Genomic DNA, 12,020 nt, shown 5'->3' on the forward strand with positions numbered 1-12,020 from the left:
GCTGCCGCCCGTTCGGCGACACGCCGGTCGGGACGCGGTGCCGATCAGTCCGGCGCGGGCTCCGAGGTGAACGTCTCGCCCGTCGCCCGGATCGACATGTCGAAGGACTGTTCGAGGACGTTGATCGTCGCCGTCTGTGTCCGTCCCGGGTCGACGTAGTAATGCGAGAGCGCGTCGACCCCCTCCAGCCGCGAGGAGAGGAGGTGGACGAACTTGAACACGGTCCGGAGGTCGAACTTCTCGACGAGTTCCGGGAGGATGTCGAACTCGACGGAGAGGTGGCCGGTCATCGCCTCGTGATCCCTCAGAGCGCGGGCGATGGTCTCGCCGACGCCGCTCAGATCGATGCCCTTGTCCAGGGTGACGAAGTCGACGGGCACCCCCGAGAGATCGAGGTCGGCGACGCCGTCGGACGGCCGCTCGGCCGTGGTGAGGACGGTCGTTCGCGCCGGCCAGGAGTCGAGTTCGCGGTCGATCAGCCGGAGTCGGTCGACCGGCGACGCCGTGACGAGGATCACCATGTCCCCCCGGGAGAGGAAGTGCGCCCGGGCGTTGTCCACCGCGGCCCCGTCGAAGGGGGCGACGACCAGCACGTTGCCGGTGCCGCCGACGTCGTCGGCGACGTGGACGCCGGTCTCCACGAGGCTCTCGACGTGTCCGAAGAGATGCTCCGCGAACGCCTCGACGGCCTCGTCGCCCTCGTCGCCGTACCGCTCGTGTCGCTTGTCACAGTACGGACAGCGCCACTCCGTCCGCAGGTCGTCGTGCCGAACGTTCGACCGGTGGTGATCGAGGAGGTGATCTTCGACGGTCCCGGCGACGGCCGACCCCTCGGCCCCCCAGACCGTGAACTCGCAGTGCCGACACCGCCAACGGTAGACCATGCTACAGTTCGACCGGGGGGCCGATAGTGTATGATCCCATCGGTTCGTCGCCGTTCGAGAGACGGGGCCACGCCGCGCCCGGCGTCACGAGTTGACCTCCTCCAGCCGACTGTTGACCACGACCCGCCCCTTCGGCGTCAGTTCCGTTCCCTCCTCGCCGTCGACGACGAGCCCCTTCTCCCGGAGCCCGTTGAGGACCATCGTCGTCCGGCTCGCGTCCGCGGCGACCACCTCGAGCGGGTCGACGCCCGAGCCCGCGGAGTAGATGGCGAGCAACACCTGCATCTCCTCGTCGGAGAGCGACACCTCGGAGAGGTCCTCGACGACGTCGCTGTACTCCAGTCGGAGGTAGCGTCCGAGGAGGTTCAACACCCGCTTGGAAGAGAGCGCGATCACGGAGACGAGCGCCGTGGTGTCGGGCACGTGACGGACCGAGAGGGCGACACGGGAAGAGCCGTCTATCGTCCGCCGGTCCCGCTCGAAGTCCGTCACCGTCTCGAGGTCGATGGTGAACCGGCCGTCGCCGCTCCGGAAGGCGAGCGTCCCGCCGTCGACGGAGAGCCGCGCCTGCCTGGCCGGCGTGTCGACCACTCGTCCCCCGCGCCGTGCGGGGTGTTCGACCGTCACCTCCTGTCCGTTGAGGTGGGCCTTGAACAGGACCGTCGCGAACTTCTCGATGGTGTCGGCCTCGCCCTCGACGACGGCCATCCGACGGCCGTCGTCGGTGTTGTAGGCGAGGGTCACGGTGTCGCTGAAGAACTCCCGCATCTCCGGGGGGACGTGCCCGACGGCCACGTCGAACATCGCCCCCATCGGAATCGTCACCTCGTGGCCGTCGCCGGCCAGCACGAGCCGCTTGGGGCTCAGCATGATCCGACCGCGCACCGGTTCGCTCCGACCCATGTCGGTCAGGTAGAACCGACCGACGAAGTCGGCGACGACGCGCTCGCTCACGGCACCACCCTCGGCGACGGCCGTTCACACATTCAACAGCCCTCCCACGACGGACATGGTCAGGACGGCGACCAGACAGCCGATCCAGGTCAGCGCCACGAAATGGAGGAGCGCGTTGGCCTTGTGGCCGCCGTCGACGGTGCGGATCATGAGCGCGGAGAGGAGGGCGTTGATCAGGACCACGCTGAGCAGGAGAAACTGGATGAACGGGAGGTCGTACACCTCGGTGTGGATGAGCTGGCCGGCGCTGAACTGGGAGGTCGAGGTGAGGTCGAGCGACATGCCCGCGAGGATGTCGACGATCTTGTACCCGATGAAGAAGGCGAAGGAGGACGCGGCCGTGATGCCGTACAGCAGGCCGATCATCGTGACCGTCGCCTGCTCCCGTTGCTCCCGGAGCTGGTTGACGTGATTCATGTTCTCGCTGATGAGTTCGCCCAGCTGTTTGGGCTCGCCCCCCATCTGTCTGCCGACGAGGTACATCTCGCTGAACTTCTGGATGAGGTACGACCGGGTGTTGGCGGTGAAATACTCCCAGGCCCGGTCCGGCTCCAACCGCATGTTCAGCCGCTTGAACAGGTCGTCGACGTCGCGGGTCAGCGGCCCGAAGTCCTTCTTGCGGAGGGTCTTGAGGACCGCCGTGGTGGTGGACTGTTTGGCCGTCTCGCTCGCGCCGAGCGCCCGGATGAAACTCGGGAACTCGTCGTCGCGGGCCTTGATGCGCTGTTCGTGCATCCGGAACACGACGCCGGGAATCGCCAGCGGGGTGACGGGAATCGCCACGTAGAGCGGGCGGGGGAGCGACGAGATGGGGAGGAAGTCGGTCAAGCCGGGGAGGGAGCCGAAGAGGTCGCCCGCGACGAGGACGATCAGGATAGCCGAGAGCAGGGCGCCGGCGGCGAGACTGGCGACCATCCGCGCCTCGCCGTCGGGACGGATCTCGTCGGGGTGATACCAGATCGGGTCGTACGGCGTGAGCGTCCGGATGACGAGGAAGAAGCCGGTCTGGACGAACCCGTAGAGCACGATGACGGCGGCGACGGTCATGCTCGGGTTCGTCCCGGTGAGGATCGGGAGGACGATGGCGAAGACGAGGGCGAACGTCATCGAGAGCACCATCGACAGGTAGAGGTCCTTCATGACTTCGAGGTTGTCGAGCGTGCTCTCGTACATCGTCACGTAGTTCTGGATCATCACCTGCTGTTCGCTGAGGAGGAACTCGCTGAGGTCCTGCCCGGCGTTGACGGTGTAGGCGAGACGCTCGAAGAAGTCCGAGAGCGGTTCGCTGGGGATGCGGCGGGCGCGGCGGCGGCAGGCGTCGTCGAGGCTCTGGTTCCACGTGTCGACCAGTTGAACGACGCGGTTGACCTCCGTCGACAGCGCGCCGTACTCCTCCTCGTCGGCCAGTTTCCGGAACACCTCCATGCGGTCGATGTTCGTCGTCGACAGTACGGTCATGTGCGTCATCAGGAGGTGGTACTGGTTCTCCATCTCGACGCGCTCCTGACTGACGAGGAGTTTCGGATAGGCGACGGCCGCGACGAGGACGAGCCCGCCGAGGAGGGGGATCGGGAGGCGGATCGAGAGCGGCAGCGCGACGAAGACGGCGACGGCGACGGTGCCGACGAAAAACACCGCCGACGGGAGGACGATGAAAATGAGGTACCGCGGCAGCTCCATGTCCATGCGATCGTAGGCCTCGACGACCGAGGCGATGGTGTCGGAGGCGGTGAACTCCGTCTCGTTCGGCGCGGCTGGTTCGGATGCCATTATCGATGGATGTCGAAGGGGAGCCCCTCGATGCCGTCGCGCTGGAAGGACTTGATCGCCTCGTTGACCTCGTGGTAGCCGAGGATGTTTTCCTCGATCATGCGCTCGACGAGTCCGGCGCGGAAATCCAGGTCGTCGTATATCTCCCGGGTGTCGGCGTAGCCGAGCAGCGTCGCGATCTGTTCCTCCAGGACGTAGGAGTTGTTCATCCCCTGGAAGACGATTTCGTCCTCGACGGGATCCCAGTTGAACACCTGCCGGGTGACGACGCCGTCCATCTCCTTCGAGTACCCCTCGATCTCCTGCACGCTCGTCACACGACGGAGGACGTCGTCGCCCTGCTTGACGCGGTTCTGGAACAGCGCCACGTCGGCGTTGTCCATGAACGTCTCGGGGACGTTGATCGGATCGCCGGTGAACCGCTGGATCATCGAGACGATGTCGCTGGCGTGGAAGGTCAGCATGACCGGGTGACCGGTCTGGGCGGCCTGGAAGGCCATCCGGCCCTCCTCGCCGCGGACCTCGCCCACGATGATGTAGTCGGGGCGGGAGCGCAGCGCCGCCGCCACGAGGTCGAACATGTCGACGTCGGAGTCCTCCTCGCCGCCGCCCTCGCGGGTGAGCAACTGCTGCCAGGTGTCGTGGGGCGGGAGCACCTCGGCGGTGTCCTCCGCGGTGTAGATCTTCGAGTCCCGGGGGATGAACGACATGATGGCGTTGAGCGTCGTCGTCTTCCCCGAGGCCGTCTCGCCGACGACGAACACCGTCTGTTCGTTCTCCAGACAGAGCCACAGGTAGGCGACGAGTTCCGGCGAGAGCGTCCCCCACTTGGTGATCTGCATGATCGAGAGGGGCGTCTCGTCGCCCTGCCGGATCGTGAGGCTCGGCCCCTGGACGCTCACGTCGTCGGAGTAGATGACGTTCAGCCGGGAGCCGTCGGGCAGCGTCGAGTCGACGATGGGGTTGGAGTCGGAGACGGGGTCGCCGATGCGTTCGCCCATGCTCCGGATCCAGGAGTCGAACTGTTCGGGCGTGCCGAAGTCGACGGTGGTCTCGATCAGGCCGTAGGTGCCGTGGTCGACGTAACACTGGTGGGGGCCGATGACGTGGATGTCCTCGTTGGCCGGGTCACGCATCACCGGTTCCAGCGGTCCGAGACCGACGATGTCGCGGTTGAGCCGGTAGCGGATGTTCTCGTAGGTCTGCTCGCTGACGCGATAGTCCCCGAGGCCGAGGAACCGCTTGAGGCGGTCGATCCAGTAGCGCAAGCCGCTGCGGTCCCGCTCGATGGTGGTCGTCTCCTGGAGGAGTTCCTCGATGCGGTCGTCGTACTCCGACTCCTCCTCGGGGACGTCCTTGGTGACGCTGCGATCCAGGAGTTCGTCGCGGATCTTCCCGAACAGGCTCTGCTCCTCGCCCGAGAGCGAGGGCTCGATGGCGTAGTACTTCATGTCCTGTCCCAGGTCGCCGTAGATGTGACAGTAGATGGGCCCGCCGATGGGGTAGAGGACGTTCGGCCGGTTGGTCTCGTACTCGCTCGTGGGTTCGTCGATGAGGAGGGGGAACTCGCCGGTGATCTGCTTGAACTTCTTCAGGTGGTCGCGGAGGTGCGGGCGCTGGGCCGCGATCTGTTTCAGTTCGTCCGAGGGAGTGGCGGTTCCGAGTTCCGTCATCTATGCGACGCTCCGGCTCTCGATGACGATGCCCGTCCCGGAGCGGACGGAGTAGCCGATGGTGTCTCCGACCTGCTGTCCCATGCCGGCGAACCGCTTGACGGCGATCTGTCGGCGGACGTCGTTGCCGACCTCGACCATCTCCAGTTCGAGGAACACGTCGGCGATGGATCGGAAGGGACCGATGGCCTCCTCGTCGACCGTCGAGGGGTCGACGGTCAACACGATGACCTTCCCCTGGGAGATGACGTCCCGGAAGAAGCCGATGATCTCGAGGGCGGCCTGTCGCTCCTCGTTCTGCCGGACCAGCGCCTCGAACTTGGGGTCGTTGCGGAGGATGGCGTCGAACGTGTCGATGACGACGACGTCCGAGTTCCACATCGTCTCCGCGTTCATCAGCCGCTTGAGGAGCTCCTTGCGCTCGCCCTCGCCCTCGTCGGAGAGGGTGCCGCCGGTGTCGAAGTCGGCGTGCAGGAAGAGGACGTTCTCGTCCAGCAGGTGATCGACCATGTCGTAGGACAGCGAGTGCATCTGGTCGATGAACCCGCGGACCGTCAGCTCCGTCGACAGGAAGGTCACGGAGTGTCCCTCCTCGCAGAACCCGTACGTGAACCGCTGGGACAGCGCGCTCTTGCCGGCCCCGTAGTCGCCCTCGGCGAGGACGATGCTCCCGCGGGGGATTCCCCCGCCGAGTTCCTTGTTGAGACGGTCGTGATCCTCCAGTCCGAGCGACAGCAGGTTCGAGCCGGTGCCGCTCATACGCGGAAGGCGAACACCTCCTCGTCGCCGTTGACGATGACCTTCGCGCGGTGATCGCCGGGAGACAGGTCGGTCCCGCCGATTTCGAGGCGAACGACGTTGTTCGGCCGCCACTCCGCCCCGTCGACGACGGTGACCGTGACGTTCGTCCGGTACCGCCCGTCGACCAGGATGTCGATGAACCGATCGTCCGCCGGGATGGCGGCCGTACCGGTGTTTTTCACCAGGAGCGTCACGGTCTTCGAGGAGTTGTTGTAGACGGGGCTGCCGGCGTCGCTGATCACCTCGATGTCCGTACGCACCTCCTCGGAGACTTCGAGGCTCTGGTCGTCGATGCCCTGGCTGAGTCGGGAGATGCCCTGCGTGAACGTTCCGGCCACGCCGGCGGCGATGACCAGACTCGCGATGAACAGGATCAGGTGGGAGGCCGAAACGCTCGCCATCAGAGCACCTCCACGTCGGCCACGCCGGGACCGGAGACGACCTTGATCCTGTCGGGCCGGTTCGGTGCCGACACGTCGAGCCGGAGCCGTTCGCCCGGCAGCCACAGGTCCGTCGAGTTCGACCCCGCGACGGTTCGCGCCGTGAAGTTGTCGCGGTAGGCGTTGTCGACGAGGAGGTCCACCGCCCCGACGGAGAGACCGGTCGCCCCCTCGTTGACCACCTCGACGGAGAGCGTCCCGTTGCCGTAGGACGCGTTCGTGACGTCGATCACCGTGTTCTGTCGCTCGAGGGCCTGTTCGTCGACCGCGGACCGGGCGTCCGAGACGCGTTCGAACCCGTCCGCCGACGCCGTGTAGGCAGTCGAGAAGGCGAGGAAGACGCCGACGAAGATGATCGCCGCCGAGCCGCTGACGCTAAAGCCCAAACGGGACCCCCCCGCCACCGCTCCAGCACTCGAAGACGATGGAATCGGCGGTCGAACCGGTGAGCCGACTGATGTATCGGAGGCTGGCGACGTGGTGGTCGATGGAGAGGGTCGTCGGCGCACCCGTCACGTCGTCGTCCACCTCGCCGAAGCCGACGAGGAAGTCGTGCAGTTCGTCCGCCGCGTCCTCGCCGAGCCACCGGATGCGCCGGTAGTACTCCACCGCCCGGGCGGCGTCGGCCACGTCGCCCTCCTCGACCAGGTACTCGAGCCACTCCATCACGAGTAGATCGCCGACGTAGCCGGACGGCAGGGTTTCGAGGTACGGCCTCGTGACCGCGGCGTCCGACCCGTCCATCAGCGTGTTGGCCGCGAACTGCAGGTCGCCGGCGCCGTCGGCGTCCGTTCGCGCCTGGTCCGCGGCCGCGGCATCGCCACCGGTCGGATCGGCGGCCGCCTGGGGGGCGTCGTCCGGCGGTCCGTCGATGGAGGCCGGCTCCGGATCCGGAGCCGGGTCGTCGACGTCGTCCGGTTCGTCAAAGTCGTCCACGTCGTCGACGTCGTCTGCCTCGTCGAAGCCCGCTATCTCGTCGAACGCGTCGTCGCCATCGTCGGTGGTATCGGCGGCGAACCCGTCGTCGACGGCGTCCTCGCCGTCGGAGGCGAAGGCGTCCTCGCCGTCGCCGTTGGTCGCCGCGCCGTCGTCCTCGTCGGCCCAGTCGGCCTCGCCGCTCTCGTACTCGTTTTTCAGTTCCTCGAACGATTTCCCCGAGTCGTCGGAGTCGTCGGAATCGTCGGCCATGGTATCCTGAGTGGTCGGTTCGTCGAAGTCGCCGTCGTCGAAGTCGTCGAGGTCGTCGCCACCCTCGTCCAGGAAGTCGTCGTCGAAGAAGTCCTCGGCGTCGGCGCCCGCGATGTCGTCGTCCAGTTCCTCGTCGTCCTCCTCGTCGGTGTCCTCGAAGAGGCCGAGCGAGTCGCCGGCGCCGCCGTCGAACCCGCCCCCGGCCTGGGCGTCGTCGACGAACGGGTTGACGCCGCGGGTCACCATCTCGTAGATGTCGAGCAGTTTGCGGACGTTCTCCTCCACGTCCTCGACGGTGTTGCTGATCTCCTCGTTCTCGCTGCGGATGGTGCTCACCGTCGAGGAGAGGCTCGCGACCTCGTTTTCCATCTCGTCGATCCGGGCCTCGAGTTCGGCGGTCGAGGCGCCCCCGTCGTCGCCCCCATCGTCGAACTCGAGTTCGTCGTCGAAGCCGTCGTCGTCCCCGAACCCGCCGAGGTCGTCCCCCTCGTCGAAGAACATGTCGTCGTCGCCGGACCCGTCGCTCGCCGACCCCTCGTCGTCGTCGCGGTTCAGGAGCCGATCTAGAAGCTCCATCCCACACCTCGCGCTGCCCGGGTCGTCGAACCCATTCTATCGTACGACCGATTGGACCGACGTACTTTAATCGTTACCCTTCAGTTATCAATTTTGATACGTGTATGACGGACGTCGGTCAGAGTTCGCGCTCGTCGCCGGCGCTCTTGACGACGAGGACGCCCGTGTCCCCGTGGAACCGCAGCGAGCGGCCGGAGTCGCCGCCGACGTCCTCGGCGACGACGGGGACGTCCAGTCGTTCGAGGACCCGCCGTCCCACCTCGACGTTGCGCCTGCCGATGGGTTCTTCCTGACTGTCGAACTCGAACATGGCGCTCCCGCCGGCGAGTTTGGCGGTGATGCTGCCGGGAGCGGCGCCCTCCCGGCACATCGCGTTCACGGCGGCGTCGATGCCGGTGTCGGTGAACTTCGCGGCGTTGGCGGCGTCGTCGGGAGCGGTGGGGAGCATGGTGTGGGCCAGACCGGCGACGCCGGCGGACTCGTCGAAGAGGCCGACGCCGAGACAGGAGCCGAGGCCGCTGGTGGTCAACACGGCGCCGTCGGCCGTCACCGCGAAGTCCGCGATGCCCACGCGGCGGCGGGTTCGCTCGTCGCTCGCCTCCCGCCCGTACGTCTTCATCTCAGAATATCGATTCCCTGTCGGCTTCGAGTTGATCGCTCCGTTCGATCAGCAGGGAGTCCAGCGCCTCCTTGAGCTTTCGCTCGTCCGGAATGGCGTAGAGCTCGCAGTTGAACTCGCCTTCGGGCGTGACGACGGTCGAGTCCATGAGGAAGGCGTACTCCTGGGACTGCCCGAGTCGGCCGGCGATGGGGCTGAGGATGGCGGCCCCGAGGTCGTGGACCAGTTCCGGCGGCGTGTGGTCGATGCTCGTCTGCAGGACGTTCGCCCAGCCGTCGATGAAGCCGCTGGTCATGATGTTGCCGAGTTCCTGTATGGCGCTCTCGCCCATCTCCCCGAGGGGATCGTCGAGGTCCATCGGGACGGTCGCGTCAACGATGGTTCGTGCCGACGGCTCGTCGAAGAGGATGGCGAGATATCCACCCGGCGTCCCCTCGAACTCCATGACGGTGCCGACGTACACCTGGTCGCTGACCGTGTTGGGAACGTCCTCGATGGGGACGAAGCTGAGTCGGCTCACGTCCACGTCCGTCTCGATGCCGGTCATCGACGAGACGTTCTCGGCCGCCCGCTCGGCGCCCTGCCGGGTCATCTCGTCGAAGACGGTCAGCTTGTCCATCGGGATGGCGTCCTCGTGGTCGTCGCTGGCGGCGAGCATCTCCGCGAAGGCGCCGTACTCCGGGAGCATGTAGATGTAGGCGTCGATCTCCCGATCGACGGCCGTCATCTGGCTCTCGAAGACGAAGACGTGTTCCTCCTCGGCGCGGTCGAGGACGCCGTCCGGGAGCACGTCGGTCCCGGCGCGTTCGACGTAGGTCGGCGGGCTCATGTCGACGCTCGTTCCGAGGTAGTCGGCCCAGCCGTCGACGAACCCCCCCATCATGATGTTGCCGATCTCGTTGATGCCGCTCCGGGCCATCTCGTCGAAGGCGTCGTCGTCGCCGGCCGAGGCCCCAGGGACCAACACGTCGACGATGCTCGCGGCGCTCTCGCGGTCGAACGCGAGCGCCGTCTCACCGGAGAGACCCCCGTCGAGACCGATCTGGACGCCGACGAACTCCGTCCCGCCGAAGACGTCCTCCACGTCCCCCTTCGACATCAGCGTGACGTTGGTCACGTCGACGTACGTCTCGATGCCCGTCATCTGGGTCAGCGACGCCGCGGCGTGTTCCGCCCCCTCCTGTGCGAGGCGGTTGTACGTGCCGAGCGACTGGATGTCGACCCGCATGGTCAGGCCACGACGTCGTCGATGGCTTCGAGGACGTTCGGCTTCTGGAACGGTTTCGTGATGTAGCCGTCCGCGCCGGCCTTGACGGCGTTTTTCATCTTCTCCTCCTGGCCGACGCTCGTACACATGATCACGTTCGCGTCGGGATCGGTCCCCGTGATCTCGCTCGTCGCCTCGATCCCGTCGCGGATGGGCATCACGATGTCCATCATCACCAGATCCGGATCGTGTTCGCGGTAGAGTTCGACCGCCTCGACCCCGTTTTCCGCCTCGTCGACGATTTCGAAGTTCTCCTCGAGGATTTCGCGCAGGAGGTTGCGCATGAAATCCGAGTCGTCGACGATGAGTACTTTCGGTGGCATCTGTCCCGAAGGTTCGGGAGTCGTCAAATAAAGACTCGGCCGCGATTCTCAGCGCTGATACGGGTCAGTCCTCGGACAGCGCGACGGCCTCCTCCTCGGAGACGGCCTCGATCAGGTCGCCGATGGTGTCCCCCCGGTCGAGTTCGTACCGCTTGAGCAGGCCGGTGAGCGTGGCGACCGGGTACCGAACGGAGACGTTCGACTCGGCGAGCAGGATGCCGAGGACCTCCTCCACCGGCGTCCCGCCGCCCACGTGCTGGGCGTACCAGATCAGCAGGGATTCGAAGCTGGTGACCACGTCGTTCGAGACGACCTGGTGGCGGCTGACGCCGTCGTCGAACTTCGCGGTGGCGTGGAACCCGTACTGGGCGTCGATCCCCCGGAAGTGGTCTTCGAGCCACCGATTGACGTCCATCTCGGAGATGTCGGGCTCCGACTCGGGGTCGGCCTCGCTCCCGGGAACCGCCGAGTCGACGGCGTCGTCCCGCGCTTCGGCGGCCCCCTCGCTCGTCGGCCCGCCCGTCGAGACGACGTAGCGGCCGTCGTCGAGTTCGTCGACGTCGTCGTGTCTGGTGAGATCCAACTCCTCCTCGGTGAGAACCTTGCCACGGTCCGAGACGGAGTCGTCTGAATCGGATGGCATACCCTGACCGGTGTTCCCACTTCCGAGCGTGAAAATATAAAGATTGTCGCCGGTCGGGGATCGGGCGTGTCTACAGCGCGACCGACTCCTCGCCGGAGAGCGACTGGGGCACCTGGATGCGGATGATGCTCGTCGCACCGCTCTCGGTGTTGATCCGGATCGTCGCCGTCTCGCCGGCCTCCAGCGGACTGTTGACGAACGCCTCGTTGTTGGCCGTCTCGTTGAGGTCGAGCGTCACGACCAGCCGATCGGTCCGGCTGTTCAGTATCAGGCCGGGACCGCGACTCTCGTTGAGGGAGTCGTCGTTGTCCTGGAGCGCTCGGGTCCGGTCGTCGGGACCGTCGGCGTCGGAGCGGTTGACGACCGTCTCGTTGGTGAACGCGAAGCGGTCGGTGCCGTCCGGCCCGACGATCTCGAAGGTGGTCGCGCTCATGTTGATGTCGCTCGCGCCGGGCGCCTTCTGGACCACCATCGATATCTCGTTGACCACCAGCGACTGGTTGGGCTTCGAGAGGTTCGCGCTGTCCTCGGACACGATCGTGGTGTTCGCGCTCGAGTTGTCCGCGTTCGTGCTGTTGTACACCGACACGTTCCCGGTCTTGGAGACCGGTTCGAGGCGGTCGGTGACCTGTGCGCTGCTCTGTTGACCCGTCTGTTCCGACTGCGTCTGCAGGAAGCCAGCCGTGTTGATCAGCACGCCGGCCGCGATCGCCGCGACCAGGACCATCGCGATGAACACGATGAGCGTCCCGATGCCGACCTGACCCCTGTCCGTTCGTTCGTCGAACATGATTTGTGTAACCCGGGGTCGTGGTGCCCGCGGGCTCTGCCGGAACGTACTCGAAATCGATAATAAAGGTACGTACCCAAATATCAAGGATG

13 protein-coding genes are annotated in these 12,020 nt (G+C 66.1%); all 13 read right to left on the minus strand.

Annotated elements, in window-relative coordinates; translation table 11 throughout:
* Nucleotides 1-44: 44 nt before the first annotated feature.
* The 13 genes from NBT67_RS05550 to NBT67_RS05610 all read right to left on the minus strand — a co-directional run bounded on the left by NBT67_RS05550 (nt 45) and on the right by NBT67_RS05610 (nt 11,928).
* Nucleotides 45-884, minus strand: coding sequence for a DUF7504 family protein (locus NBT67_RS05550; RefSeq protein WP_251343818.1), 840 nt, complete (start codon nt 882-884; stop codon nt 45-47).
* A gap of 84 nt (nt 885-968) precedes the next feature.
* Entirely contained in the window at nt 969-1,838 is an 870-nt protein-coding gene (locus NBT67_RS05555) for a CheF family chemotaxis protein (protein WP_251343819.1), read from the minus strand.
* Between the two features lie 24 nt (nt 1,839-1,862).
* Nucleotides 1,863-3,608 (minus strand): archaellar assembly protein FlaJ, encoded by a 1,746-nt coding sequence (gene flaJ / locus NBT67_RS05560; protein WP_251343820.1) that lies wholly within the window; start codon nt 3,606-3,608, stop codon nt 1,863-1,865.
* On the minus strand, nt 3,608-5,281 hold the full coding sequence (locus tag NBT67_RS05565; RefSeq protein WP_251343822.1) for a type II/IV secretion system ATPase subunit: 1,674 nt from the start codon (nt 5,279-5,281) through the stop codon (nt 3,608-3,610). Before NBT67_RS05565 ends, flaJ begins: the two co-directional genes overlap by 1 nt.
* Nucleotides 5,282-6,040, minus strand: a complete 759-nt coding sequence (arlH, locus tag NBT67_RS05570; RefSeq protein WP_251343823.1) for an archaellum protein ArlH — start codon at nt 6,038-6,040, stop codon at nt 5,282-5,284.
* On the minus strand, nt 6,037-6,483 hold the full coding sequence (gene arlG / locus NBT67_RS05575; protein WP_251343824.1) for an archaellum stator protein ArlG: 447 nt from the start codon (nt 6,481-6,483) through the stop codon (nt 6,037-6,039). The genes arlH and arlG overlap by 4 nt, the downstream gene beginning before the upstream one ends.
* Nucleotides 6,483-6,908, minus strand: a complete 426-nt coding sequence (gene arlF / locus NBT67_RS05580; RefSeq protein ID WP_251343825.1) for an archaellum stator protein ArlF — start codon at nt 6,906-6,908, stop codon at nt 6,483-6,485. The genes arlG and arlF overlap by 1 nt, the downstream gene beginning before the upstream one ends.
* The gene (locus NBT67_RS05585; protein WP_251343827.1) at nt 6,898-8,286 is read right to left on the minus strand and encodes a FlaD/FlaE family flagellar protein; all 1,389 of its coding nucleotides are present in this window, start codon (nt 8,284-8,286) and stop codon (nt 6,898-6,900) included. Before NBT67_RS05585 ends, arlF begins: the two co-directional genes overlap by 11 nt.
* A gap of 118 nt (nt 8,287-8,404) precedes the next feature.
* Nucleotides 8,405-8,905 (minus strand): chemotaxis protein CheD, encoded by a 501-nt coding sequence (locus tag NBT67_RS05590; RefSeq protein ID WP_251343828.1) that lies wholly within the window; start codon nt 8,903-8,905, stop codon nt 8,405-8,407.
* A gap of 1 nt (nt 8,906) precedes the next feature.
* Nucleotides 8,907-10,133, minus strand: a complete 1,227-nt coding sequence (locus NBT67_RS05595) for a chemotaxis protein CheC (protein ID WP_251343829.1) — start codon at nt 10,131-10,133, stop codon at nt 8,907-8,909.
* A gap of 2 nt (nt 10,134-10,135) precedes the next feature.
* Nucleotides 10,136-10,495: a chemotaxis protein CheY gene (cheY, locus tag NBT67_RS05600; protein ID WP_251343830.1), complete on the minus strand. Its 360-nt coding sequence runs from the start codon at nt 10,493-10,495 to the stop codon at nt 10,136-10,138.
* Nucleotides 10,496-10,559: 64 nt separating this feature from the next.
* Nucleotides 10,560-11,138 (minus strand): DUF7500 family protein, encoded by a 579-nt coding sequence (locus NBT67_RS05605; protein WP_251343831.1) that lies wholly within the window; start codon nt 11,136-11,138, stop codon nt 10,560-10,562.
* Nucleotides 11,139-11,208: 70 nt separating this feature from the next.
* Entirely contained in the window at nt 11,209-11,928 is a 720-nt protein-coding gene (locus tag NBT67_RS05610; protein WP_251343832.1) for an archaellin/type IV pilin N-terminal domain-containing protein, read from the minus strand.
* Nucleotides 11,929-12,020: the final 92 nt, after the last annotated feature.

It is taken from the genome of Haloplanus sp. GDY1, from assembly GCF_023703775.1.
In the GTDB taxonomy this organism is placed as follows: domain Archaea; phylum Halobacteriota; class Halobacteria; order Halobacteriales; family Haloferacaceae; genus Haloplanus; species Haloplanus halophilus.